General features: G+C 68.9%; 24 protein-coding genes. 14 read left to right on the top strand and 10 right to left on the bottom strand.

The genetic code is table 11. From position 1 onward, the window contains the following. The first annotated feature begins 111 nt into the window (after positions 1 to 111). Positions 112 to 1,239, top strand: coding sequence for a carboxylate-amine ligase (locus tag NBZ83_RS08600; protein WP_261574700.1), 1,128 nt, complete (start codon positions 112 to 114; stop codon positions 1,237 to 1,239). A gap of 73 nt (positions 1,240 to 1,312) precedes the next feature. Here NBZ83_RS08600 and NBZ83_RS08605 read toward each other — a convergent pair whose 3' ends face one another. Then, positions 1,313 to 3,346: a serine/threonine-protein kinase gene (locus NBZ83_RS08605; RefSeq protein ID WP_261574701.1), complete on the bottom strand. Its 2,034-nt coding sequence runs from the start codon at positions 3,344 to 3,346 to the stop codon at positions 1,313 to 1,315. Positions 3,347 to 4,086: 740 nt separating this feature from the next. On the opposite strand from NBZ83_RS08605, the gene NBZ83_RS08610 reads away from it, so the two are divergent. The 5 genes from NBZ83_RS08610 to NBZ83_RS34270 all read left to right on the top strand — a co-directional run bounded on the left by NBZ83_RS08610 (position 4,087) and on the right by NBZ83_RS34270 (position 8,913). Next, complete coding sequence (locus NBZ83_RS08610) at positions 4,087 to 4,800, top strand: flavin reductase family protein (protein WP_438803299.1); 714 nt, start codon at positions 4,087 to 4,089, stop codon at positions 4,798 to 4,800. A 973-nt stretch (positions 4,801 to 5,773) separates the two neighbouring features. Beyond that, positions 5,774 to 7,039, top strand: coding sequence for a DUF4397 domain-containing protein (locus NBZ83_RS08615; protein WP_261574702.1), 1,266 nt, complete (start codon positions 5,774 to 5,776; stop codon positions 7,037 to 7,039). Then, complete coding sequence (locus NBZ83_RS08620) at positions 7,036 to 7,887, top strand: class F sortase (RefSeq protein WP_261566475.1); 852 nt, start codon at positions 7,036 to 7,038, stop codon at positions 7,885 to 7,887. The genes NBZ83_RS08615 and NBZ83_RS08620 overlap by 4 nt, the downstream gene beginning before the upstream one ends. A 32-nt stretch (positions 7,888 to 7,919) precedes the next feature. Further along, complete coding sequence (locus tag NBZ83_RS08625; RefSeq protein ID WP_261574703.1) at positions 7,920 to 8,696, top strand: class I SAM-dependent DNA methyltransferase; 777 nt, start codon at positions 7,920 to 7,922, stop codon at positions 8,694 to 8,696. Between the two features lie 16 nt (positions 8,697 to 8,712). Continuing rightward, on the top strand, positions 8,713 to 8,913 hold the full coding sequence (locus NBZ83_RS34270) for a hypothetical protein (protein WP_261574705.1): 201 nt from the start codon (positions 8,713 to 8,715) through the stop codon (positions 8,911 to 8,913). Positions 8,914 to 8,942: 29 nt separating this feature from the next. Here NBZ83_RS34270 and NBZ83_RS08635 read toward each other — a convergent pair whose 3' ends face one another. Then, entirely contained in the window at positions 8,943 to 9,803 is an 861-nt protein-coding gene (locus tag NBZ83_RS08635; RefSeq protein ID WP_261574706.1) for an SGNH/GDSL hydrolase family protein, read from the bottom strand. A gap of 610 nt (positions 9,804 to 10,413) precedes the next feature. Between NBZ83_RS08635 and NBZ83_RS08640 the strand changes: the two genes are divergently transcribed. Together NBZ83_RS08640 and NBZ83_RS08645 are read left to right on the top strand one after the other, a co-directional pair. Continuing rightward, positions 10,414 to 11,202, top strand: coding sequence for a TauD/TfdA dioxygenase family protein (locus NBZ83_RS08640; protein WP_261566480.1), 789 nt, complete (start codon positions 10,414 to 10,416; stop codon positions 11,200 to 11,202). Between the two features lie 155 nt (positions 11,203 to 11,357). Beyond that, entirely contained in the window at positions 11,358 to 12,029 is a 672-nt protein-coding gene (locus tag NBZ83_RS08645) for an NAD(P)H-dependent oxidoreductase (RefSeq protein WP_308203776.1), read from the top strand. Between the two features lie 142 nt (positions 12,030 to 12,171). Here NBZ83_RS08645 and NBZ83_RS08650 read toward each other — a convergent pair whose 3' ends face one another. The 5 genes from NBZ83_RS08650 to NBZ83_RS08670 all read right to left on the bottom strand — a co-directional run bounded on the left by NBZ83_RS08650 (position 12,172) and on the right by NBZ83_RS08670 (position 17,625). Next, positions 12,172 to 12,606, bottom strand: a complete 435-nt coding sequence (locus NBZ83_RS08650; protein WP_261574707.1) for a hypothetical protein — start codon at positions 12,604 to 12,606, stop codon at positions 12,172 to 12,174. 467 nt (positions 12,607 to 13,073) lie between these two features. Then, the gene (locus tag NBZ83_RS08655) at positions 13,074 to 14,186 is read right to left on the bottom strand and encodes a magnesium transporter CorA family protein (RefSeq protein WP_261574708.1); all 1,113 of its coding nucleotides are present in this window, start codon (positions 14,184 to 14,186) and stop codon (positions 13,074 to 13,076) included. Positions 14,187 to 14,355: 169 nt separating this feature from the next. After that, a complete protein-coding gene (locus NBZ83_RS08660; protein WP_308203778.1) occupies positions 14,356 to 15,675 on the bottom strand; it encodes an MFS transporter in 1,320 nt (439 codons plus the stop codon). A 265-nt stretch (positions 15,676 to 15,940) separates the two neighbouring features. After that, entirely contained in the window at positions 15,941 to 16,765 is an 825-nt protein-coding gene (locus NBZ83_RS08665) for an inositol monophosphatase family protein (RefSeq protein WP_261574709.1), read from the bottom strand. Further along, a complete protein-coding gene (locus NBZ83_RS08670) occupies positions 16,762 to 17,625 on the bottom strand; it encodes a DUF5919 domain-containing protein (RefSeq protein WP_261574710.1) in 864 nt (287 codons plus the stop codon). Before NBZ83_RS08670 ends, NBZ83_RS08665 begins: the two co-directional genes overlap by 4 nt. A 238-nt stretch (positions 17,626 to 17,863) precedes the next feature. Between NBZ83_RS08670 and NBZ83_RS08675 the strand changes: the two genes are divergently transcribed. The 3 genes from NBZ83_RS08675 (at position 17,864) to NBZ83_RS08685 (ending at position 20,487) form a co-directional block, all read left to right on the top strand. Next, positions 17,864 to 18,934 carry a methyltransferase gene (locus NBZ83_RS08675; RefSeq protein WP_261574711.1) on the top strand — a complete coding sequence of 357 codons (1,071 nt, stop codon included), beginning with the start codon at positions 17,864 to 17,866 and terminating at the stop codon, positions 18,932 to 18,934. Beyond that, positions 18,931 to 19,485, top strand: a complete 555-nt coding sequence (locus NBZ83_RS08680) for an NUDIX hydrolase (protein WP_261574712.1) — start codon at positions 18,931 to 18,933, stop codon at positions 19,483 to 19,485. The genes NBZ83_RS08675 and NBZ83_RS08680 overlap by 4 nt, the downstream gene beginning before the upstream one ends. Positions 19,486 to 20,127: 642 nt before the next feature. Further along, entirely contained in the window at positions 20,128 to 20,487 is a 360-nt protein-coding gene (locus NBZ83_RS08685; protein ID WP_261574713.1) for a hypothetical protein, read from the top strand. 203 nt (positions 20,488 to 20,690) lie between these two features. Here NBZ83_RS08685 and NBZ83_RS08690 read toward each other — a convergent pair whose 3' ends face one another. The 3 genes from NBZ83_RS08690 to NBZ83_RS08700 form a co-directional block, all read right to left on the bottom strand. Continuing rightward, entirely contained in the window at positions 20,691 to 20,903 is a 213-nt protein-coding gene (locus NBZ83_RS08690) for a DNA-binding protein (protein ID WP_261574714.1), read from the bottom strand. An 842-nt stretch (positions 20,904 to 21,745) separates the two neighbouring features. Further along, positions 21,746 to 22,300 (bottom strand): hypothetical protein, encoded by a 555-nt coding sequence (locus tag NBZ83_RS08695; RefSeq protein ID WP_261574715.1) that lies wholly within the window; start codon positions 22,298 to 22,300, stop codon positions 21,746 to 21,748. Next, a complete protein-coding gene (locus tag NBZ83_RS08700; protein WP_261574716.1) occupies positions 22,290 to 22,805 on the bottom strand; it encodes a hypothetical protein in 516 nt (171 codons plus the stop codon). Before NBZ83_RS08700 ends, NBZ83_RS08695 begins: the two co-directional genes overlap by 11 nt. Positions 22,806 to 23,114: 309 nt before the next feature. On the opposite strand from NBZ83_RS08700, the gene NBZ83_RS08705 reads away from it, so the two are divergent. From NBZ83_RS08705 to NBZ83_RS08715, 3 genes are all read left to right on the top strand, one after another. Beyond that, on the top strand, positions 23,115 to 23,321 hold the full coding sequence (locus NBZ83_RS08705; protein WP_261574717.1) for a hypothetical protein: 207 nt from the start codon (positions 23,115 to 23,117) through the stop codon (positions 23,319 to 23,321). Positions 23,322 to 23,510: 189 nt separating this feature from the next. After that, positions 23,511 to 23,792, top strand: a complete 282-nt coding sequence (locus NBZ83_RS08710) for a hypothetical protein (protein WP_261574718.1) — start codon at positions 23,511 to 23,513, stop codon at positions 23,790 to 23,792. Further along, positions 23,792 to 23,983 (top strand): hypothetical protein, encoded by a 192-nt coding sequence (locus NBZ83_RS08715; RefSeq protein WP_261574719.1) that lies wholly within the window; start codon positions 23,792 to 23,794, stop codon positions 23,981 to 23,983. The genes NBZ83_RS08710 and NBZ83_RS08715 overlap by 1 nt, the downstream gene beginning before the upstream one ends. The last annotated feature ends 175 nt before the right edge of the window (positions 23,984 to 24,158 follow it).

A 24,158-nucleotide genomic window follows, 5' to 3' on the forward strand; every position in this document is an offset into this window, starting at 1 on the left:
GTGCCGCATGGGGCCGACGGCGGCGGTCATGACGACTGCGACCGCTGAGGGGCGCTCGCAGACTCGCCGCCAACCCCGTTTTCGCAGGTACGGCCAGGGAAACAGATGGTAATGACGACCGATGGCGTACGGACCGTGGGCGTCGAGGAGGAGTTCGTCCTCGTCGACCCCGAGCGGCGTGCGGTGCGCGCCGCCGCGTCGCAGGTGCTGGCCCGGGAGGACCGCGACGGCCCCGGCAGGGCGCCGGGCGGCGGGGATCTCGACGTCGAGCTGACCCGCGAGCAGGTCGAGAGCGACTCGGCGCCGCACATCAACCTCGCCGGGCTACGCGGGTCGCTGGTGGAGCTGCGCCGCGCGGCGGCACGGGCCGCGCGGGCCGAGGGGGTGGCGCTCGCCGCCACCGCGACCTGCCCCACGCCGACCCGGCCGACCCTCACCCCGAAGCCGCGCTACCAGCGGATGTACCAGGAGTTCGGGCTCACCGCCCGCGAGCAGCTCACCTGCGGCTGCCACGTACACGTCGCGGTGCACTCGCGCGAGGAGGCCGTCGGCGCGCTCGACCGGCTGCGACCGTGGCTGTCCGTGCTGGTCGCGATGACCACGAACTCGCCGTTCTGGCAGGGCGCCGACAGCGGCTACGCCAGCTACCGCACCCAGGTCTGGCAGCGCTGGCCCACTGCCGGCGCCACCGGCGCGTTCGGTTCGCCCGCCGAGTACGACCGGATTGTGGATCTGCTGATCCGGACCGGGGCCGCCATGGACGAGGGGATGATCTACTTCGACGTCCGGTTGTCGCACCACTACCCGACCCTGGAGCTGCGGGTCGCCGACGTGTGCCTGTCCGTCGACGACGCCGTCCTGCTCGCCGCGCTGGCCAGAGCGCTGGTGTCGACGGCGGCGCGGGAATGGGCGGCGGGCGAACCGGCCCCGCAGATGCGCCCGGAGCTGCTGCGCGCCGCCGGCTGGCGGGCGTCGCGCCACGGGGTGTCCGGTGACCTCGTCGACCTCGAACGCGGCGAGCTCGTTCCCGCCCGGGCGCTGGTCGACCGGCTCGTCGAACGGGTCGGTGCGCAGCTGTCGGCGACCGGCGACGCCGAGGCGGTCGCCGCCCTCGTCGAGGATCTGTTCGCCCGCGGCACCGGCGCGGACCGCCAGCGCGCCGCCTACGCCCGCCGCGGCCGCATCAACGATGTCGTCGACCTCGTCATCCGCGAGACCATCGCTGTGGCCTCCCCCTGATCGGACGCCGACCGGGGCGCTGGACCCGCGTGCCGGCCGGCACGCACCGGCCGGCGGCTCACGGGCCGGCGGCTCACGGGCCGGGGCGGAACGAGGCGACGATCGTGCGCATCTGACCGAGGGCGGCGTCCCAGTCCTGGTCGGGGACGCGCCAGCGCAGCCCGTAGCCGTGCCCGTTGCGCACCACGCCGAAGTCGAGGACGTGGAGGGTCCGCCCGCCGGAGGCGAAGGCGAACTCCCAGACCGCGGCACTGGTCCCGGCGCCGCCGTCGGCGGGGCGGATGGACAGGCGACGGTAGCCGGCAGAGCTCCGCCGGACCTCCGGCTCCTGGTCATACCAGGCGCCGATGGCGGAAGGGCCCGCCTTCGGCCGCACCTCGATCAGCAGTTCCGGGTAGCCGGACGGCGCGGTGGCGGTCACCCGGCCGTTGCCGCGTGCGGAGATCCGCCAGCCGGCGGGCAGCGCCGCCGACCATCCGCTGCCATCCCGATGGGTGGTGTAGCCGTCGGGCGCGGCGGCGGGATCGGTCGTGTCCGGGATGAGCGCGCCGAGGTCGTCGCCCACCTGCGTCGTCGGCGTTCCGGTGGCCCGCGTCGAAGCGGTGCTCGTCGGCGACGGGCCGCCCGCGGGCGTCGCCGTGGCCGGCTTCGGGCTCGCGATGGGTGTCACCGACGCCCGCGGTGCCGGCGACACCGCTGCGGGGGGCTGCGACGTCGCGGCGGCGGCCGGCGGGGACGGCTTCGAGCCAGTGTCGGCGAGGACCAGACCGAGCACGACCGCCGCGGCGGCGAGCACCGCCACCGCGACCCCGGCCAGCAGCGCCATCCGCCGGCGACGCGCCGGGCGGTCCGCGCCAGGTCCCGGCGAGTCGGGTCTGCTCTCGGCATCGGACCCACCGACCGGACCAGGCCGGCCGGTGGAACCAGGCGGACCAGGCAAGCGCGACGCACCGGCGAGACCGGGCTGGTCAGACTGGTCGGGCTGGTCAGGGAAGGCGGGCTGGTCAGGGAAGGCGGGCTGGACGGCGGCGGATGTGGAGCTGCCAGCGAGGGCGAATCGGTCGCTCAAGGCGGGCTCACCCGCCGGCGCGGGAGGCGCCTCGGCCTCGGCTGCGCCGGCCAGGGCGGGAATCGCGGCCGAAGCCGCAGAACCCGCCAGCGGCCGGTCCGCCGCCGCCAACGATCGGTCCGCCGCCAGCGGCAGGTCCGCGCCGTCCAGGTCGGGCTGCGGGATCTCGACCAGCGTCCCACCGAGGGTGTGATCGGCCTCCTCCAGCCGGTCGGCGATCTCGCGCAGCCGGCCGCGGGCCTCAGCCAGCGACGGGCGCCGTGCCGGGTCGGAGTCGAGCAGCTCGGTGAGGACGCCGCGCAGGGGGCCGCTGTGCTGGAACGGTCGGCGCCGGTCCTCCACCACGGCCGCGAGGATGGCCAGGGGCCCTTCGCCCTCGAACGGCGGCACCCCCTCGACCGCCGTGAACAGGGTCGCGCCGAGCCCCCACACGTCGCCGGCGGCGCCGACGCGGGCGCCGCGGGCCCGCTCAGGGGCGATGTAGGCAGGTGAGCCGACGAGCATCCCCGCCTCGGTCAGGGTCGCATCCCCCTCGGTGACGGCGATGCCGAAGTCGGTGAGCCGCGCCTGCCCGTCGGCGGTGACGAGGACGTTGCCCGGCTTGACGTCGCGGTGCACGACACCGCCGCGGTGGGCGGCCTCCAGGGCGTAGGCGAGGCTGACGCCGACGCGGGCCACCTCCAGCGCGGGCAGCCGACCGGCGGCGCGGATGAGGTCGGCGAGCGAGTCGCCGTCGACGTACTCCATGACGATCCACGTGTGGTCCTCGGCGTCGAAGACGTCGTAGACCGTCACCAGGCCGGGGTGGCGTAGCCGGGCGGCAGCGCGGGCCTCGCGCAGCACCCGCTCGCTGAGCACCGCCCGCTCGGCTGGGGACGCGACCGGCGGCCGCCGGACCTCCTTGATGGCCACTCGTCGGCGCAGCAGGGTGTCCTCGCCCTCACGGACGACGCCGCCGCCACCGCTTCCGAGCACCCGCCCGAGCCGGTAGCGACCAGCGAGCCGACGTTCCTGGCCCGCGGCGCGGTCGGTCGCCATCGCTCGCACTGCCCCCCTGATCCTCAAGGACTTCACCGCCATACCCATCCTCTGACGGGGAAACCAGGATGACGGGTGAAATGGCGCGCAGAGTTCCCCCACAATTCCACAATCTGATCGCGACGCCGGTGCGGGACGGCACCACCACGGCTGCGCGGGACGCCGCGTCATCTCCCGCGGACGCGACCCGCCGGCCGCGGACGCGACCCGCCAGCGCGTGGGCGACGGACCTCGACGCCCGTCCGCGCCGACGGCACCGACCCGCCGAGGAGCCCGCCGCACATCCGCGCCGGACCCCGCCGCAGTCCCCTGACCTGCAACGGGACCGCCCCACGCCCCGGCGGCCGGGCCCACCGGTCAGCCGTTGACCCCGCACCCGGGTAGCACGCCGCCGGGTGCGAGCCGGCCGCGGGCGCGGCGGGGACGCGCGAGAACTGGCCGGGACGCCGGGAGGCCGGCAGCGGCGGGCTTCAGGTGTCACCGGACACGCCCATCGCCGCCGAGCCGTCCCGGCCAGCTCGGGCGGCCCACCGACCGGGTGCCCATCGGTGCTGGGCTGTCCCCGGTCGGGCGGGCCGGTCCGCGGGCACGGGTCGACATGGTTGCGGCTACACATGCCGATTGCCCGGCCGCCGGCGGTGGCGATGGCTGGGCAATGACCTGGTCGCGCGCCCACAACCGCGCCGCCGCGACGGCGCCGGCGGTGTACAGCGGCCCGCTCGTGCAGCAGGCTGGAGGCCATGCCGAAGCACGCGCCGCCACGTTCCGCGCTGCCACGCCCCGTGCCGCCCCGGCCCGCACCCTCGCGCCCTTCATCACCGAAGGCCCCCGCTGCGGAGGATCGCGGCGCGGCGGCCGCGCTGCGCGGCGCGTTCCGGCGGCACGCCGCCGGGGTGACGATCGTGACGATGAACGGCGCGGACGGCCCGGTCGGGTTCACGGCGACGTCGGTGGCGTCGCTGTCGCAGAGCCCGCCGCTGGTGTCGCTGTCGCTGTCGGCGGGCTCGTCGATCGTCCCGACGCTGCACGCCGCGGACACACTGGTCGTGCACCTGCTCTCCCACGGCCAGCACGAACTGGCCGCCCGGTTCGCGGCACCGGGCGCCGACCGGTTCGCCGCACCCACGCGGTGGCGGCCGTTGGGCACCGGGGAGCCGCTGCTGACCGACGCCGCGGTCTGGCTGCGCTGCCGGATCCGCGAGCGGATCCCCGCGGGCGACCACTGGCTGATCGTGGCCGAGGTGGTGGAAAGCCGGGCGGAGCGGTCCGACGCGCCGCTGGTCTACCACGACGGTGGCTACGGAACGTTCGTCGGTCCCGTCGTCGGCGGCGCACCCACCCCGGGCGAGGGCGATCTGGGTATCCGGGCAAGCCGGCCGGGACGCCCCACGCCGACAGAGATACATCTTCATGATCGACAAGGTGGGCCGGCCGGGCCTCGTCAACAGCGTTGATTATCTTGTAGTCCCGGTAGCGGGCGCCCGGACAGGGCCTCCTCGAACTCCTGGCGGCCGCACCGGAGTCGGTCCCCGGTGGTCAGTGGCCGTGGGGATCCAATCGGGTAGCGGGGGCGGGTCGCCTCAGGGGTTGGGCCGCCTCGATCTCGACGTCGCCAAGTCCGGCGCAGCCCGGTGCCGGCCGGCGGACTCTTCCGCCCCCCGCGCAGGGCGACCCGCCCATTCGGGGGCCCTCTGCGGGCCCAACCGGGCGCCGTCGTCGAAAGCGCCGGCAGCCGTCCTCACCTGCCGTCCCCTTCCCCATCGCTGGCGGAGGCCTGCACAATCGGGCTACTCCCTTTCCGCTGGCCCTTTCCGGCAGCCACTTTCAGCCTTCATCCCTCGATCCAGGGCAGACCAAAAACCGACGTGCGACGCACTCCGACGGGCCGAAATCCGAGAATCTCGCTGATTAACAGCCCGAAAGGGCTCCGCTCAGCCCGTGCGGACGGCACTTGACACGCCTTCAAGCAGAAGAAGGTTGCGCCACCAAAGGCGCGACTTCGATCGCAGTTCTGACCGAGGGACGCCCCGGACGTCCTTCGTATCGCTCCCCACCGCGGGGTACCCCGTTCGTCGGCGACGCCGATTCGGCCCTTCTGAACTGGCACTTTGCCTCCGAACCACGGGCGAAGTCCGTGCGGTCGACCTCGCCCCACACTCCGAGCAAGGCCATATTCACGCGTGTGAATCTTCTCGACTCGGAGCAGTGGGGAGCCCTATCTTCGTCCCGAGCCTGCCGCGGTAAGGTGCAAATGCCCAGATTTCTGGATGACGTCGCCGGGAGCTCAAAGTAATGCAATGGATCACACGCTCTCATCTGAGAGCGGGCGCTCGAACGATCGGCGCCGTGGCGGCGACGGGATGTCTGACGTTGGGTCTGCCCGGCGTGGCGTCAGCGACCCCAACGCCGAACAACGATGCCGGACTGGTGACGCTGGTTCAGGGGCTGCCGGATATGAAGGCGGACGTCACCATGGACGGGCAGACTCTGATCAAGAACCTGGTGGCTAAACAGGTCGCGGACCCGAAGCCACTGGTCGCCGGGGCCCACCGCGTCGAGATCCGGCCTGTCGGCCAGTCGGCGAGCGGGACGCCACCGATCGCCACCGACGTCGCCGTCCACCCGGGCACCCGGCTCTCGGTCGCCGTGGGTCTCGACGCTGCGGGCAAGCCTCTCGCGCGGGTCTACGACGACGCCACCAGCGCGGCCTGGCCGGCCAACACCTCGGCGATCGTCGTCCGCGACGTCGCGGCGCTGGCAACCGGCCAGATCAAGATCGACGGCAAGTACGTCGGCGAGGTCCCGAAGACCGGCCAGGTCGTCCAGACCTTCCCTCCTGTCTCACCCGAGGTCGCCGCCAACGTCGTCCCCTGCCTCATCACCGGCAAGACCAAGGACGGCCTCCCCTGCGTCTACGTCGGCCCGCCCGTCGTAGACGTGCCTGATGTCGGCGTGCCTGGTGTCGGCGGCGTGCCTGGTGTCGGCGGCGTGAACGTGCCCTGCGTCACTACCGACAAGACCAAGGACAACCTCCCCTGCGTCGGGGGCGTACCTGGTGTCGGGGGCGTACCCGGCGTCGGCGGCGTACCCGGCGTCGGCGGCGTACCCGGCGTCGGCACGCCAGGTGGCGGCACCCCAGGTGGCGGCACGCCCGGCGTCGGCACCCCAGGTGGCGGCACCCCAGGTGGCGGCACCCCAGGTGGCGGCACCCCAGGTGGCGGCACCCCAGGTGGCGGCACCCCAGGTGGCGGCACCCCAGGTGGCGGCACCCCAGGTGGCGGCACCCCAGGTGGCGGCACCCCAGGTGGCGGCACCCCAGGTGGCGGCACCCCAGGTGGCGGCACCCCAGGTGGCGGCACCCCAGGTGGCGGCACCCCAGGTGGCGGCACCCCGCACACGGTCACGGTGACCGACACGACGGGCAAGCCGCTGGTGCCGGCCCAGACGGTGCCGACCAAGCCCGGGTCGACGACCAACCTCTACATCGTCGGCGGCAACGGCTCGTACAGTTGGCTGTCCCACCAGGCCGCGAACTCGCCCACCTCGGTCAACGCCGGCAACAGCGGGCTGGCCGCGGATGACGGTCACCCGCCTGTCCTGGCCATCGGGGCGCTCGGCCTCGCGGTCGGATCGGCCGGGGTCCTGTTCGGGTGGCAGCGCCGCCGAGCGTGGCTGGCTCACCGACAGGGATGATCGAGTCTCGCCGACGAACGGCGACCGCCGCCGCGCCGCCCGAGAACGGGTCGGACGGACCGGCGGCGCCGGCCGCGAGCCAGAAGCCGGTCGCGGGCGGGCCGGACCGGCCCAGGCCGCCGGGCACCCGGCTGGCGCGGACCCGTCGACGTCGCCGCGGCCGCCGCCTACTGGTGGTCACGGCGACGGTCGCGGGCGTCGTCGGCGGCAGTGGCATGGCCGGATGGGTGGCGTCGAGACCCCCCGGCGACGTCGGTTCGCTCGCCGCGGGCGCGACGTCGGCTGTCTCCCAGGGGGCGGCCGCGTCGCAGGGGCCGGCGGCGTTCGCGAGTTCCACCCGAACGGGCGCCGCGGCGGCGACCGCGTCACCGTCGCCGTCCACCGATGTCCAGGCGGTCCTACGGCGCCGGCCGACGGCCGTCGCCGTGGCGAGCCTGGGCATCTCGGCGCCGGTGATGGTGGCCTCCGTCAACGCGACCACGCGCGCGCTCAACGTTCCGCTCGACCCGGCGACGCTGGGATGGTGGGCGGGGGGCGGGGCCCCCGGTGCCTCGTCGGGGACGGTCGTGCTCGCCGGGCACGTCGACTACAACGGCCGCCCCGGCGCCCTCTACCCGCTCAGCCGGGTCGAGATAGGGGCCTTGATCGTGGTCACAAGCCCCGATGGCACGAAGCACGACTACCGGGTGGTGACCCGGCGGCACGTGGTGAAGACGAGGCTGGCGGACACGGGTGTCTTCCGGACGGACGGCCCGCCCCGCCTGGCCCTCATCACCTGCGGCGGGGCTTTCAACACCGCCACGCACAGCTACCGTGACAATTTGATCGTTCTAGCCCTTCCCGTCTGATCGGCGTCTCGCGGATCCGGTATAGCTGGGACGTGGATGCTCCCGACCAGACCAGTCCCAGCGTGACGACCCGCTGGGAGTCACTCACCGCAGGCAGGTCGGGCCGGCGTTACGCGGACCGGTTCGCGCAGCTTGCCGCCGCCGGGGTCGATGTGCACGGCGAGGCGGCGTTCTGCCACGCGCTGGTGCCCGCCGAGTCCCGGATCATGGACGCGGGCTGCGGCACCGGTCGGGTGGCAATCAGGTTGGCGGAGCTGGGCCACCGGTGCGTCGGGGTCGACGCCGACCCCTCGATGCTCGAGGTGGCCCGAGACCGGTCCGCCGCCGTCAGCTGGGTCCTCGCCGACCTCGCTGACCTGGACAACTCCGTCGGGGCCAACCTCTGTGGCCTGGACGCACCCCGCCCGTTCAACCGGCCCGAACAGGCCCCCATCTCACCCGCCACCGACGGGTCGTTCGACCTCATCGTCGCCGCCGGCAACGTCATCGCCCTGCTCGCCCCGGGGACGGAGGCCGCGGTCCTGCACGGTCTCGCCCGCCGCCTCGCCCCCAGTGGCCTGCTCGTGGCCGGGTTCGGGCTCGACGCCGCTCATCTTCCTCTGCCCGCCGCCCCCTTCGGGCTGGCGGACTACGACGGCTGGTGCGCCGCCGCCGGCCTCACCCTCGACCGCCGGTTCGCCACCTGGCAGGGCCTGCCCTTCGAGACCGGCGAGACCGGCGAGACCGGCGAGACCGGCGACGACCCTCTCGACCGCGGCGCCCGGCGGGGCGCCGCCCCCGGCTACGCCGTGAGCGTCCACCGCGCATAGGCCCCGACCAGCCGCTATGCGGCATTCCTACACGGACACCGAGAGCCAGGCGTTCGCCCAGCAGCTCACCGCCGCCTACGTCGCCGCGCATCCCGGCACGAGCGGCGATCCGCTGCTCACCACGCACTTCTACAGCCCCGGCGTCCACTCCTGGCCCTACTGGTCGCGGGAGCTCGATGCCTCCCTACCCACGCTGCTCGGCGCGATCAACGCCTAGCCTCGGACCCGACGCGCTGAAGATCGGTGTCAGCCCGGGCCGGGCCGCGCCCAGTCCGGCAACGGTGGCGTGGCGGGCCGGTAGGCGGCGAGCAGGTGGGCGCCGATGAGAGCGTTGCCCCGGGGAGAGGCGTGCAGGCCGTCCGGGGCGAACAAGGTCGGGTCGGCGGCGAAACGCCGCGACACGGCGGTACGCAGGGTTACCGGAATGCCGCCGGCAGCGGAGACCGCCGGGGTCTGCGCCCGCTCGAGTAGCAGGCCGAGCAGCCACAGGACCTCGCGCAGCGGCGGGCGGACGGCGGAGATGACACTCAGGTCGGGTGTGGTGCCGACGATCACCTCGGCGCCGCTGCGGCGCAGGTCGACGACGGCACCGGCGAGGTGGCGGGCGGCGGCCGCCGGGGAGGTGCGATTGCGGATGTCGTTGACGCCGATGGAGATGACGGCCAGGTCGGGCGCCGCGGGGGCGACTCGGGCGACCTGGGCGGCCAGGTGCTCGGCGCGGGCACCATCGCGGGCGGCGCTGACGACGCGCACATGCCGGCCGTCACCGCCGTCACCGCTGACGCTCGTGCCGTCACCGCGGGCGGCGTCGCCGCCGGCTCCGGCGGCGAGGGCGCGGGCCAGCCAGCCGCCGACGGTCTCGTCGTAGTCGTGCACACCGGTGCCCTGGGCGCTGGAGTCGCCGAGTATCCCGAGGGTGAACGGCGGATGCGTCGGATTGCCGTAGAACTCGCGCACCGGCGGGGCGGGAGTGGTCAGCGGCCGCACCCGGCCGTCGGCCGTGCTGCCCTGATACAGCGCCAGACGCCACACGCCGACGCCCGCCCCCACGAACGCGCCACTGCCCGCGGCCCCCGCCGACAGCAGCAACCGGCCTCGCCCGATCATCGCTCCCCCCTCCGGCCACCCGCGGGCGATGCCCGCCGAACGCGACGCGGGCGGTGGGTGGCAGCAGCGTGCCGCAGTGCCGCAGGCAGGCCAGATTTTACCCGCGGGCGTCGCCGCCGCCAGCCGATCCGCAGGCTCCGTCGACCGGCCTCGGCAGAGACCGCCGGCGACGCCGTCGGGAGCGCCCGGCAGGCGCCGGTGGAGGCTCCCGACCGCGCGAGCCTGACATCCGTCCTGGCACTACCGCCGGCAACGTTGCGGGTACTGACAACCATCGCCGCTTCTTCTCGGCGAATGCCAACGAACGCCACCTCCGGTGTTTACCCAGGCGTAACAGGGAATCGATCCCGGCCTCCGGGCGGATATGGTTTGCTGCCCTCGTCGCCCTCGCCGAAGAGGTGCCCGCCCGGTTGGGTCACGCGCGGATCCGGTCCAGACACGCGCGCCGTCCGACCAGCCCGTGAGCGGTGACGACCGTGGCCGTCTCGACGCCGACGTTGCCGACAACCCTCATCGCCGCCGGGTTCCGGCCTGCCCTCGACGCCCGGCCCGTGCCCGGCGCCCAGCCATCCACGCCCATCTCCGACGGACGGGTGCAATGACTCGACACATGTCTCCGGCGATCGCTGACCTCACCATCCGACCCCTGTCACCGACGCTCGGTGCGGAAGTCGCCGGAATGGATCTCCGAACGGACCTGACGCCGGAACGACGCGCACTGATCCGTACGCTTCTTTTCCAGCACGGGGTCCTGGTCTGGCGGGACCAGTCGCTGGACACGGCCGGCCAGGTCGCGTTCGCCGAGGCGTTCGGGCCGATCCTGGTGTTCACCAGCGTCGTCGACCCGGAGCCGGCCCGTCCCGGCGTGCACGAGGTCCACGGCGGCAGCGTCGGCTGGCATTTCGACGCCAGCAGTCTGCCCACCCCACCGCAGGCGACGGTCCTGCGAGCCGTGCACGTGCCGCCCGCGGGCAACGACACGCTGTGGGCCAGCGGCGTCGCCGCCTACCAGGCGCTGACGCCGGAGGTGCGGGCGCTGGCGACGGGCCGGTACATCACCCACGGCCGCGGGGTGAAACGCGAGCCCGGCGACGAACGCCCCATCGTCGCGCATCCGCTGGTCCGCCGGCATCCGCACACCGGCGAGCACTACCTGTACATCAACCTGCCGGACTGGGACCACCCCCTGGTGCTCGGGATGAGCCCGGACGACAGCGACGCACTGGTGGCCGAGCTGCGCGCCGCGTACCTGCGCCCGGAGCACCAGGCACGCCTGAGCTGGACGCCGGGGACGATCGCCATGTGGGACAACCGGATCGTCCTGCACACCGGCACCGGTGAGCACGATCCCGCCACCCGCCACCTCGTGCGGATCTGCCTCGCCGCGCTGCACCCGTGACCGCGCGAAGCGGACCACACCGAGCGGACCACGCCGAGCGGTGGACGTGGGGAGCGGTGCCCTTGACATGAAGTCGGGTTCAGCTTCCAGGCTGGGTGAACGTGATCGGGTGACCACCACGGCACCCGACGCGATGCCCGGATGGAGGCCGTCCCGTGCCAACCTCGACGCCACCGATCTTCCCGACCCTCGCCACCGCGATCCCCACCACCGCGGCGGACGCCTGGGCTCGCCGCACCGACGACACCCCCCGCCCGCTCGCCCTCGCCCTGATCATCAGCAGCGTGCGGGCGGGGCGGCTGGGGCCGACCGTCGCGGGCTGGTTCGCCGACCGCGCCGGTGACCGCGACGACATCCACCTCGACGTCCTCGACCTGGCCGAGTTCCCGCTGCCCGCCGACATGGCCGTCGCCCCCGACACCCCATCCGAGCGGCTCGTCCGCGCGCTCGGGGAACGCCTCGCCGCCGCGGACGGGTTCGTCGTCGTCACCCCGGAGTACAACCACAGCTACCCGGCGGCGCTCAAGCACCTCATCGACACCTACCGCGAGCAGTGGTTCGCCAAGCCCGTCGGGTTCATCTCGTACGGCGGGATGAGCGGCGGCCTGCGGGCCGTCGAACACCTGCGCGCCGTCTTCGCCGAGCAGCACGCCGTGACCGTTCGCGACGTCGTGAGCTTCCACGGCGCGGGCGCGGCCGACTTCGCCGCGGACGGCCGGGCGACGACCGGCGCCGCACCAGCCGCCGCCGCCGCTCTGCTCGACCGCATGGGCTGGTGGGGCCGGGCGCTGCGCCGCGCCCGCACCGTCGAACCGTTCCAAAGCTGATCCCGAGCGATCCGCCGGCAACGATCCGTGCGCGCCGCCGGAACAACGGAGTAACCGAACACCCGGATTACGCGCATCGCGCCGGATCTGCCACGCTGCGTTCGTGGGGGCGTGGCCGGCGGGCCCGGCGGGCGACTGTTCATCAGCGTGGCGGGGCCGGACCGGCCGTGGGCCCGCTGGGTAGTGGACCGGCTCGGCCACCTACGGCCGGGCCGAACGCGAAGCGGCGCTGACACGGGCGCAGGGGCGAGACGGCTTCCTCGTCCCTGCGCTGGTCGCCGGTCCCCGGCCGACGCGACGTGAACGCGGCGGCGTGCCAGTCGTACTTCGCCACGTGCGAGGACGACGAGCTGAAGCTGGTCGTCGCCGGATCAACTCGACGATGGCGCTCACCCACGGGCAGCAGGACGATGTCGGACAGATCGGTGCGGCTCAGGCGGACTGGTTCGCCGAGCGGCTCGCCGCCTACGAGCGGCGCGGCTGGCTGCGCCTCGGTTCGTTGCTGATCGCCCGCGCGGGCGGATGCCGCCCCGCCCGGCGTTCGCCACCTGCCCTGACCCGCGCCCGGGGCGCTCACGGCCGGCGCCGACCGCCTCCGCCGCGCCAGCACCCCGGCCGCGCTCCCCGCAGCCGGCGCGGTCGGTGGCCCGCTCTGGGCGCGGGGCGATCCGCCCACCCGGCGGGGCGCCGTCGCCCGCCGGGGCGACCATGGGACATCACAGGGTCCAGAACACGGCCTGGGGCACGAATGCTCCGGCGACCGCCGAGCTTCCCGGCGCCGTCGCGGCCGCGGCCGCGGTGACGGTCGAGCGGCAGAGCGGGCGTCAGGGCCGAAAGCAGACCCGTCTGTACGAACGCACGTCGATTTTCCACCCGCGATTCCCTTCACGCCCGTCGGCGGCAGGTCCGTCGTTGCGCCGCGGGCGGTCTCGTCCGGCGACCACCCGCCGGATTCCCGGCCCGCCCTTCGGGTCGGCACTATCCCATCGCGACGATGAGGCGCACAGCAACGACACGACTCCCGGGACCCGCGCCCGGCGCCGCCTACAGCCAGCCCTTGCGCCGGAACACGACGTAGAGGATCGCCGCGGACACCACGAGGATGAGCAGGTCGACGGCGAATCCCCAGCTCTCGCCGCTGCCCGGGTAGGGCACGTTCTGGCCGAAGAAGCCGGTGATGAGGGTGGGCACGGCGATGATCGCCGCCCAGCCCGTCATCTTCTTCATGACGAGGTTGAGGCGGTTGCTCTGGATCGTCAGGTTCGTGTCCAGAATAGAGTTGATCATGTCACGCAGACTTTCGGTCCACTCCGTGGCGCGCAGCACGTGGTCATAGACATCCCGGTAAGAGGACACCAGGCCGTCGGTGACAAGGCCGGTGTCGCGGCGCATGAGGCTGTTCACCGCCTCACGCATGGGCAGCACCTCCCGACGCAGCTGGACCAGGCTCTTGCGCAGCTCGAAGCTGCGCCGGTGGACCGTCGCCTCCGGCACGTCGTCGTCGAAGAGCATGTCCTCGAGGTCCTCCAACGCGCCGTCCAGTGCCTGCACGGCGGTGAAGTACCCGTCGACGACGAGGTCGATGATCCCGTGGACGAGGTAACCGACGCCGTGCGCGGCCAGGTCGGCGCTGTTCGTCCGGCGCAGGACCGCATCGAGGTCGAACGAGTCGTCGGGACGAACGGTGACCAGCGTCCGCCCGGCGATGAACGCCGAGATCTCCTTGCTGACCAGCTCCCCGGAGGCCACGTCGAGGCGCACGGCGTAGGTGTTGAGGAACAGGTAGCTCGGGTAGCGGTCCAGCTTCGCCCGCTCGCCGGCGGACAGGGCGTCCTCGACGGCGTGCGGGTCCAGCTGCAGCTCGTCGGAGACGAGGCGGATCTGCTCGGCGTTCGGGGCGCGCAGGTCCAGCCAGACGATCACATCGTCGTCCTCGCGGAAACGATGGACATCGGCAAGCGGAAAGTCCTCTTCCGCCAACACCCCCTCGCGAAAGACGCGGGTCCGCACGCCGATCCCGCCGATCCCGCCGGCCCCCGGGCCGCCCTGGCCGCCGATGGAGTCGTCGAGACCGGTACGGGCGCGCAGGGCGGGGCCGGTGTCGAGCGGGAGTGAACCTGCCAGCGCCGCCCCCGCGGAACCGCCCTGATCGCGCATGGTGTGTACCGCCCTTCCCCTGGTGACGACCGCGGCCGCAGTCGCCTGGGGAGGCGGTACCCGCTGCGACCCGGTAATCCCATTCCGACCGCCGTTCTCCCCAGTCGCGGGGACGCTGGCGCCCGCCCGCGTGGTACCTGCTGCGGGCGGGCGCCAGCGTCCCTTGCAGCTATGTGCGGATCGGCGCGCGCCGCCGGGGATCGAGGGCCAGGGCGGCGACGCCCGCCGCTGCCGCGAGGCCCAGCGCGACGTACCAGGCGTGCCGGTAGACGGCCACCGGCGCGTCGGAGGAGGCCGTGCCGAGGATCGCGACCAGGATGCTCACGCCGATCACCGAACCGACCTGGACCGCCATGGACACGATCGCGCTGCCGGTCGCCGCGTCCGCGGGAGCGAGTCCCACCGTGGCCGACGAGATCGCCGCCGGCACCGCGAGGCCGAGCCCGAGGCCCAGCGGCAGCCAGCCGGGCAGGAAGCCGGTGGCGTAGCTCGCCCCGTCATCGGCGAGCAGGATCAGCAGTAGCAGGCCGACCACGGCGATGGCCAGTCCGAGCGCGGCGATCCGGCCGACCCGCAGCCCACCCCGCTGGTGCAGCGCCTCGGCCAGCGCGGCCCCGGCGGCGAAGATCACCGGGCCGGGCGCGGTGCCCAGACCGGTGCGGATGGCGGAGTAGCCCCAGTGGCCCTGCAGCAGCAGGATCGCCGAGAGCAGCACCAGCCCGAAGGAGGCGAACGCGAGCAGCGGGACCAGGTTGCCGGCGGCGAAGATGCGGTCGCGGAACAGCGACAGGGCCACCACCGGCGCCGGGTGGCGGGCGGAACGCACGAGGAAGATCGTGAACGCGACGGCGGCCACGACGAACGCGCCGACGACGCGCCCGCCCGACCAGCCCCACTGCGGCCCCTCGACGATGCCAAGGCACAGCGCGGCAACCGAGATCATCAGCACGGTTCCACCGAGCAGGTCGGGGACCCGCAGGTCCCGCTCACCCCGGGTCCGCGGGACGTGGCGGGCGGCCAGCGCCATCGCACCCGCCGCGACCGGAATGTTGATCAGAAACAGCCACCGCCACGACGCCTGCACCAACAGCCCGCCGAGCACCGGGCCGGAGGCCGCGGACAGCGCCCCGGTGGTGAACCAGATCTTGACGTAGGTCGCCGTCTTCTCCGGTGGGGCGGTAACCAGTACCAGCCCGAGGCTGGCCGGGGTCAGCAGCGCGGCGCCGACCGCCTGGGCGACGCGGAAGCCGACGAGAACCCAGACGCCGCCGCTGAGGCCGGCGCCCAGGCTCGCGGCGGCGAACACCGCCAGCCCCAGCAGGAATCCGCCCTTGCGGCCGAAGCGGTCGACGAGGCGGCCGGCGGGGACCAGCAGCGCCGCGTAGACGATCGCGTACGCAATCAGACCGTAGTTGCACTGCGTTGACCTGCGGGTTTGAGCCGCGGTTGAGGCTCGGTGCCCTCGACGCCCATGATGCGTCGGTGCCAGTCGACACGATCAAGCAACACGGGCTAGTAGCCGCCTGAGATAGCTTCCGAGCTGCGCTTTCCTCACGCATTGCAAATGCTAGCGCCCCTGATTCGATGAGATCAGGGGTCGGTCGGCTGTCCGTTCACGTGCCCTGGCAACCGCGAGTCACGGTCCATGGGTTTTTTCTGCCCGCCCGCCTCTGCTCGGTGCGCTGCTGCGGTCTGTCGTCACGAACAGTGGGCCGGACCTAGGACGGGACACCTCACATCCACATGTGAACATGTCACGAAACGGAAGGACGAAGGGATTCCGCTTCCCGATACGTCTCCGCAAGGACTTCCAAAATTGGACCAACCAATTCCTTGGAGGTGGCGGCCGTCACGCGGGAGTTTGTTGTGTGGTCCGAGCCGTCTAGATCGAAAACTTCCGCGCCAGATTCTCTAGCTATTATTACTCCGGCCGCCATATCCCAAAGCTTATTTCCAAGCGCGATACTTGCATCCGTTCTTCCGGCGGACAGCCATGCCAAGTCAACTGCCGCCGATCCAAACATGCGAATCCGCTCAACCTTCGGAGCAAGAAATCGCGACAGCGCCAGTCGAGCCCGATTTTTTTCTTCGGATTTATTGCCGACGGCGTAGTCTCCAATTGAGACTATCGCATCAGAAAGTCGGACCGGTCTGGTTACTGCGAGCTTCCTCATTCCCGCGAAAGCGCCAAACCCTTCCGCTGCGAAATACCTTTCATTAAGGAAGGGTAGGGCAATCACACCCAATATCGGCCGCTCGTCCCTGATAAGCCCTAGAGAAACACCGCATAGCGGTATTCCGTGAAGCAGGTTAGACGTTCCGTCTAGCGGATCGAGAGTCCAGATTTCGTCACTACCGAAATCGACTTTTTCGCCGCTTTCCTCGCCTATAAAGCCAAGATGCGGTGTGCGCTGCTCAAGAAATCTTCTAATCTTCCTCTCGACTTCTATGTCGACTGCGCTGACGAAATCCCGCTCCTCTTTTTCCCGGGCTTGGCCGGGTGGAGTGCTCATCACAGTCTCCACTGCAATGTCGATAGCGTCATGTGCAACAGACAGGAGCGCGTCAAGGTGATTCACAGGAACGAGCTCCGATCTTCCAAGGAAGATAGCACTTCATCGAAAGTCATAAAAATTGACCCGTCCTCCACTTCGCGCATTGCAACCAGAGTAGGGGATTCGACGCCCCGCATCGCCGGTAGGTACGGCTGTATGACACATCTGCTGTCGTCAACGATTACGATGTTGTATCTTAGTGGCTCATCGTAAACACCGATTCGAAGATTTTCCGAATGACTTCCGAGATCGTCTCTCAGCTTCAAGAGTAACTCCATGTTGATCCGGGTCAACGCAGCAAGATCGCCTGAAGAAAAACCTTCCTCTCTCTCGCGCTCTCCAATGTGCTCGCCACGCGGATTCAGAAATAGAAAACAACCTTTCCCGCCATTGACTATTTTTCGCCGAAGGGCGCGAACGGGATATTGCTGGCAAACTAGATTGAGCGAAAGGCCGGCAGCTCGAATTTTTTTCGCTCCGTCAAAAAGTTCGTGTGCGGGAATCGCTCCCGCGAACTCTGATCGGGTAGAAAATACCGCCACTACGCCCCCCATGCCGAACTTGCCGCTCGGTGCCGAAGCGGGTTCCTTTAGTATTTCCGATGCGGGACTAGGTAGCGCTTCTCCACTCCATTTACTAAAAAGATTTACGGCGGTCCAGCCTTCAAACATTTTTTCCAGAACTCTACAGTGATGTGGGTACGGCAGCGAAATGAGAGCCCCAGATAGCCAGCGATGGAACTGTGCGCGACTCGGCCAAGTGCCGATTAGGCTGCTATCTATGACACTTGCCGACCTGTCGTATTCACGGCAAAAAGTAGGGTAATTCTGCCAATGACGCTGACGCAATAACGCTTTAAGTTTCGTGCCGTTTTCCTCCGCCATTGACAGAATTTCCCCGTTTCTATCCGATTGTTCTCCTTATCATGATCATACCACAAGATGAGACCAAGACGAGACAGAAGAGATTTAGCTGCGAACGAACGCGACATTGGCGATATTGCAGCGAGACAGAAAGGCATGGTCCGCTCATCTCGAAACGCGCCGCTCCATGTCGGCAAGGAGAGGTGTGTCGTAGTTTCACCCATGGACTTGATCAGTCCCTGACCCTCGGGAGCCAGCAATGACTACCCCCAGCGGTGCGCCCCACGGCCATCGCCACGCCGCTAGTCGGCTGCGTGAAATCCTGATCGGCTACCAGATCACGCAAGTGCTGTATGTCGCGGCGCGTTTGAACCTCGCGGACCACTTGCGCAAGCCGATGACGGCTACCGATCTTGCCCGTGCGACAGGTGCCGACCCCGATACACTTCGCTTTCTTCTCCGTATTTTGGTCGGCTATGGGGTATTCGAGCGCGGCGGGGACCTCTACGCAACGAACGCGCTTGGACAGCTTTTGGAATCGGACCGATCTGACAGCCTACTCCCAACCGTGATTGCCACAGGAAAGGAACGCTATTCATCCTGGGGCTCACTTCTGCGGACCGTACTTACGGGACGTCCCGCGTTCGTACAGGACAACGGCGTTGAGCTCCACGACTTCTATGCTGCACACCCCGCGGCGGCGACCCCCTTTAACGGCGCAATGGCAGCGCTTACCAACTCCATGGTGGATAACCTGATCGATGCCTATGACTTCGCGCTGCATACGCGGGTGGTCGAGGTCGGGGGCGGCCTTGGGGTTTTCATGGCTGAACTTCTGCACCGGTACCCGACGTTGCACGGAGTCATTCTGGACCTTCCGCACGTCATCGCAGAGGCCGCGCAAGAACTCCCGCCACGAATTCTCGACGAGAGGCTTACGCTCATCTCGGGGGATGCTCGCCAGAACGTTCCGGAAAATGCCGACCTCTACCTGATCAAAATGGTCCTGTGTGACTTCTCTGACGATGAAGCGCTAAAGATTCTGCGCTCTGTGCGCAAAGCCATTCCAGACGATGGAACTCTTGTCATCTTCGACAAGATCCGGACCGAAATCCATGACGACGAGATAAGCCGACGGACGGTCATGTCAGCCCTCAACTTGCTCGTCATGACCGGCGGACGGGAACGGTCCGAGAACGAGTACAGGCACCTGCTCACCCGAGCCGGATTTAAAGTGGTCGACGTCATGGGTACCGAAGCGCTCGACGGCGAAATCCACCGAGTCGTTGCAAAGCCCGGCGAGGCGGTCCCGCTATCATCCGGTGAATGAGCGATCGTTGGACCGTACACCGTGAAGACGTCATCTACGCAAGCCCGTGGGTGAGCTTGCATCTCGCGGACGTTGAAGCACCATCCGGCGCCCGAATCCCGCATCACCTCGTTCGGGTTCCTGCTTCGGGCGCCGGAACCGTCATGGTTGACACAAGCGGACGCGTACTCCTGATATTCCGCTATAGATTCATCGTCTCTCGCTTCGGTTGGGAGCTTCCGGCGGGAAAGGTCGAGCAAGGCGAAGAACCAGCCGAAACCGCTCGGCGTGAAGCTCTAGAAGAGACCGGCTGGGAGCCGAAAAATCTTCAACACCTACTATCGATGAACACCAGCCCCGGACTGACGGATCAGATTTCGCATTTGTTTCTGGCGCGGGAGGCCGATCGGCGCGGGGACCCTGTCGACACCGACGAATCCGTGTCTCTCCGCTGGTGCCTGCCAGCGGAGATACGAACTCTTATCCAAGCCGGTGAGATCACAGACGCCTTCACGCTTTCCGGTCTACTTTGGTACCTAACTCTCATGAACCAAGGCAATCATTCGACCTGACGGTCGACGCGGGATAGGGGGAAGTAATGCGTCGCCGTGTCCATCTGGTGCGGTCCCGCGGTTATGTCTCGAAAAGGCTGTGTATGGTCGGTGGGGCGTGTCTGCTGGCAGCGTTCATGTTCCCTGCGGTGGTGTTGTTTCCGCTGGCCGTGGTGGCGGTTATTCTGTTCGCTCTGTTCTGGCTGGTGGGAGGGTGAGGGGAATGATTATCCAGCTCAACGCGGCCGATCTTCCGCGGTTACACCTTCCGCCTCTCAACGGGCTGATCATGTCTGGTCCGCGTGAGGCCGTCTGGGGCGGTCGTTTCCGGGTGTGTCCGAAGTTCCTTCCGACGGGGGATGCATCAACCCTGCATGCTCGGCGGGCGGCAATGCAGCCGGGAATGGCGATGCAGAGTCTTGTCATTCATCCGCGTGCGGCAGTGAGTCGAAGCAGTGCCGTAGCGTTCCTGGCGGGTCGGCGGTTGTTAGAGCACCCGTTGACCGCGGACCTTCCTGGCCCGGTGGTGACCTCCCCTGCCATGCTGCCCCCGTACGCCGGTGACTGGCGGGGGGTGCCGCTGACGGTGCTGCTCACCTGTGAGGGTGGCGAACATCGGACACTGCCGATGTGGGAGTTGATGTCCCCTGCCCGGTACTCGGCATGGATGTCAGCGGGTTGCCCGTGAGCCGCCGCGCCCGTCCGACCGGATGCCGACCGGTCCGCCCGCCGGTGCTGTACGCACCGTCGGACCGGCGGCTGTCCACCGATGAACTTCCCGCGGTGGAACCGTTGGCCCCTGACCGTGACGGGGTCGTGCTGAGTTACCACTCATCCGAGATGCACGAAGGGCTGCCGGTGATCGATCAGCCGACAGTGACCTGTCCCTTTCGCGGATTGGAACGCAACCTCGATGTCGTATGGACTTTGGGCACCGACCGGTGTGTGTGGTCGTTTTGGATGGCCAAGAAAGACGCCTGGCTCGATATAACGGGAAAATGCGCCCTTCACCATTTGGTGTGAGGGGATTCTAGCCGGTGACGGCAGGCATGGATGCCGTCACCATCGGGAGGTCCCACCCCCTACCGAACCCCCCCTCTACAGGGGGTCGGGACCTCCCCCCTGACCGGACCGGCGGTATCTCTGGATGCAGCCGGTCCCCCTGACTCCAGGTCGGATAACCTCAACTATCCGACCTGGGATCTTTTCGTGTCCGGGAATTCCGTTCATGCACCGTTGGTCCCGTGCGGCGGGTTGGCGTTCTCCGGCCGAAATGTGGTGATCCACTGCTCCACGTCTTCCGCATCCCAGAGACGGATGTGGGCCGCTTGCTGCCGATGGGAGGGGAAGGTCGGCAGGTGGCTGAGCTGACGTGCCCGCTCGGTCGTGACTCCAAGCCGTCGGGCGATGTCGCCCGTCGTCCACAGTTCCCCGCTCATAGGCGAAGCGTAGTGCCACGGCGAATCTTGGCCCTATGCTTGGGGTTGCCCAACCCCAAACGGCGGCGGGTGGCGGTCCGGAGTGGTGTTGCATCACCTCTCCGGACCTTCGGTCACCGCTGCCGCTCGCATGCACAGGAAGCGGTGAACCATGACCACTATCCCCGAACCATGCGGTCAGGAGCTCGTGCGCGTGAGCATGACCGATGACGGCTACACGGTCGCCCTACTCGGGGGCGCGACCATCCTTGATCTTCTGTCCGCGACGATCGCTCTCCCCGCGGCGGCTTACACGGACCATCGCCCGGTTGGTCCCAGCAGCCCGGACGTGCTTCTGACCTTTCGTTTCCTGCCACGAGGGGTCTACGTGCCGGCGGTGTGGACACCACAACGGTCGGAGAGCGCACCGACCGATGGATGGACACCGCATCAGGAAGCAGTGCACACGATCGTCTCAGCGGCGCCGACCGGTCCGAGTGGCGCCCGACTCGTCCAATGGATCACGCGGTGCGATCCGATCACCGCCATGGTCCTTGCAGACCTGATCCGGTCAGCTTCACCACGCCGGTAAGCACCTCGGTGCCGGTCGGCGCCCGGCGAGGCTCGGTGCCGGTCGGCGCCCGGCGAGGCTCGGTGCCGGTCGGCGCCCGGCGAGGCTCGGTGCCGGTCGGCGCCCGGCGAGGCTCGGTGCCGGTCGGCGCCCGGCGAGGCTCGGTGCCGGTCGGCGCCCGGCGAGGCTCGGTGCCGGTCGGCGCCCGGCGAGGCTCGGTGCCGGTCGGCGCCCGGCGAGGCTCGGTGCCGGTCGGCGCCCGGCGAGGCTACCTGAACCTTGCTCGGGTCGGCTACCGACTGAGCCATCCGAGCCACGCGCCAGCGACGACGCACGGCACGGCGACGAAGACGACGAGTACGGCGACGAAATACCGGGGGATCCGGTCGGAATCCCATTCCCAGTTGGACATGTAAGGCTCCTTCTGTGGGGTGGACAACACTTGCTGATCCGTAATCATCAGATATGTGCGAGCGCCGTTGTAATAATCCACGAATATGCCGTAGCGATACGCCCACGGGGCTATTTCGTCCGCGAGCGTGACGGCCTTTATCTCGGCGGATTCCGCGTTGTACATGGCGTCCACTAACAGCGCGCATATGTAGGTAAGAGAGTCCTCGGGCGCGGTAGCTGACATGAGGGGTGCCAGCGGGGCCCCCGTGACTCGTGCGCGTGTGCGTCCGGGGTAGTGGAACGCTGCGACGTAGACGGTTCCCCATCCGGTCTCTAGGGCGATGCCCGCAGGTCGCACGGCCCACTCTGACTCTGCTGCCGTGCGGACGGAGAGGATTCCTTTCGCCGTGTCCAGCTTTTCTTTAAGGAGCCTTTCCAGGCGCTCATTTTCCATCGGATGGCCTGGATGGTCGTTGCGCGACGGACCGGAAGGTTTCTGCGGGTGGGGGTGGTGCGGGGGGCGTAAATGGTACCCATCCTTGCGGCGTCCCGCGCGTTGTGTCGTTTCCGCTGCGGAGTCTGCGGTCAATCTCTATCGCCAGAGCTTTCAACAGTTTTTTTTCATGGGTCTTGCGGAAACTGTCGCCTTCCACGCGGTAATGGCGGGCTGCTTCCTCCCGCCGTTCGGTTTTCGTCAGCGGCACCCGTCCGGGGGGTACGGGGTTGAGCGCGAGCAGGTCGCGCAACGCGCTTCCGCGCGGGTGACCGAGTGCTTGCGTGGCTGCGAGCAAGAGACGGTAGACCGCGGTAGCGCGCGCCCACGGGCCCTCTGGGCCTGTGACGAGTGTGAGCAAGTGCGGCTCGGCGTCCAACACATCTTCGGGCCCGCGCACGCCGCGATCCGCCAGCCGGCCAAGATCTTTTAGAAGGTCCTGCTCGCGGCCGCTCTCGATCATCACGGGTCCCTTCGTTCGTGCATACGCCCTTACATACGTAACGGCGCCCATCCTGACAGTGATCGGGCGTGTACGCATCCGGGTCTAGTCCGGGTTTGGTCCGGGTTGGGTCCGGGGTGTCCGTGCGCTGATGATTTTTCCGGGGCTGGTCCGGGTTCGATGCCGCGGAATTCCGGGTGTCGGCCAGGAATGACCCTCGTATTTGCCAGTCAGATACCTGCGCTGCAGCCTTTTCCCGGGAAGTATTGGCGGTGTTCGACGGGGCCGGACGCAACGGCCTTGCGGCTCGTTCAATACTTCTCGGGAGTACCCGTGCTTCTGTTCTTTCTTTTCTTCGTCCTGTTCGCTCTCGCTGCGGCGCTATTCCGCTTCCTCGTGGTCTTCGTTCAGGTCGCTCTCGCGCTGTACGCGCTCCATTGGGTAGCCGAACACCCGCACGTCTACGGCGGATATTCAGTCCTGCTCATCTTCCTTCTCCTGGCCGTGCGTGCCGTGTCGAGGTGGGTGAACAAGCCGTGAAGGGCGGGATTTACATTCTTCTCTGGGCTGCTCTGATCGTCTGGATTCTTCTCCTGTTCCTGGCCGGAGTAGCGGCCGGTTACGGATTGCGGCCGGACGGCCAGTCGCAGCTATGCCAAAACGTAACCCCGCATGTGATCACCACGTTTTCCTTTTCTCCATTCGACTCGTTCCCGCGAGGTGCCTGCCATGTTCGATGACCGTGAGCTTTCCGACCTAGAGCGGCGCGCGACCGACACCTTTAACGACCACATGGACGGCTTCACGGCTAGTGGTGTCCTCCACGACGTTTTCATCGACATTCTGGGCCAGGACGCATACGGCATCGAAGCAATCCAGTACGTACAGACCCTGCTGCGCTCGCACCGGGAGAAAACCCGGATGGAGTGGCAGGACGCCCAGGATCAATGGTTGTTCGCGAGCGGCGCGGCCTACGACTTTGACCTCGACGACGACGGGACTGATCACTGATGTTTTCCATTTCCATTCTTTTCTTTCTCCTGATCGTGGTCATCGTCATGATCCGCGCTTTTGACCTGAACACGGCACAGGCGTTCGTCTGCGTCGCACTCGGTTTCTACGTGGCACAGTCGAATTTTGCGGACACATTCCAGAACCTTCTCACCCAGCTTTTCGGCATCTTTTCCTCAGTCCACCTGTAGACCGTGCGGGGGTGTCTGGTTTCCGGACACCCCCGTTTCCCTGTGGGGAGAAAAGCCGTGGCACGAGCTCATATGAATGATCAGCGCCGGGTGGCACGGGAAATGCGGCGAATGCGCCGCCATATGCGTCGATCCACACGGAGAAAACTACGGGAAAACCGCTCCGGGCCGGGCG

The sequence above is a fragment of the Frankia gtarii genome (assembly GCF_025403375.1).
Classification (GTDB): domain Bacteria; phylum Actinomycetota; class Actinomycetes; order Frankiales; family Frankiaceae; genus Frankia; species Frankia gtarii.

Excerpts from the sequence above, each read along its gene's own strand:
- NBZ83_RS08600 (WP_261574700.1), top strand. The coding sequence starts at position 112 with ATGACGACCGATGGCGTACGGACCGTGGGCGTCGAGGAGGAGTTCGTC.
- NBZ83_RS08605 (WP_261574701.1), bottom strand. The coding sequence starts at position 3,346 with ATGGCGACCGACCGCGCCGCGGGCCAGGAACGTCGGCTCGCTGGTCGC.
- NBZ83_RS08610 (WP_438803299.1), top strand. The coding sequence starts at position 4,087 with ATGCCGAAGCACGCGCCGCCACGTTCCGCGCTGCCACGCCCCGTGCCG.
- NBZ83_RS08620 (WP_261566475.1), top strand. The coding sequence starts at position 7,036 with ATGATCGAGTCTCGCCGACGAACGGCGACCGCCGCCGCGCCGCCCGAG.
- NBZ83_RS34270 (WP_261574705.1), top strand. The coding sequence starts at position 8,713 with ATGCGGCATTCCTACACGGACACCGAGAGCCAGGCGTTCGCCCAGCAG.
- NBZ83_RS08635 (WP_261574706.1), bottom strand. The coding sequence starts at position 9,803 with ATGATCGGGCGAGGCCGGTTGCTGCTGTCGGCGGGGGCCGCGGGCAGT.
- NBZ83_RS08640 (WP_261566480.1), top strand. The coding sequence starts at position 10,414 with ATGTCTCCGGCGATCGCTGACCTCACCATCCGACCCCTGTCACCGACG.
- NBZ83_RS08655 (WP_261574708.1), bottom strand. The coding sequence starts at position 14,186 with ATGCGCGATCAGGGCGGTTCCGCGGGGGCGGCGCTGGCAGGTTCACTC.
- NBZ83_RS08670 (WP_261574710.1), bottom strand. The coding sequence starts at position 17,625 with ATGGCGGAGGAAAACGGCACGAAACTTAAAGCGTTATTGCGTCAGCGT.
- NBZ83_RS08675 (WP_261574711.1), top strand. The coding sequence starts at position 17,864 with ATGACTACCCCCAGCGGTGCGCCCCACGGCCATCGCCACGCCGCTAGT.
- NBZ83_RS08680 (WP_261574712.1), top strand. The coding sequence starts at position 18,931 with ATGAGCGATCGTTGGACCGTACACCGTGAAGACGTCATCTACGCAAGC.
- NBZ83_RS08685 (WP_261574713.1), top strand. The coding sequence starts at position 20,128 with ATGGATGTCAGCGGGTTGCCCGTGAGCCGCCGCGCCCGTCCGACCGGA.
- NBZ83_RS08690 (WP_261574714.1), bottom strand. The coding sequence starts at position 20,903 with ATGAGCGGGGAACTGTGGACGACGGGCGACATCGCCCGACGGCTTGGA.
- NBZ83_RS08695 (WP_261574715.1), bottom strand. The coding sequence starts at position 22,300 with ATGGAAAATGAGCGCCTGGAAAGGCTCCTTAAAGAAAAGCTGGACACG.
- NBZ83_RS08710 (WP_261574718.1), top strand. The coding sequence starts at position 23,511 with ATGTTCGATGACCGTGAGCTTTCCGACCTAGAGCGGCGCGCGACCGAC.
- NBZ83_RS08715 (WP_261574719.1), top strand. The coding sequence starts at position 23,792 with ATGTTTTCCATTTCCATTCTTTTCTTTCTCCTGATCGTGGTCATCGTC.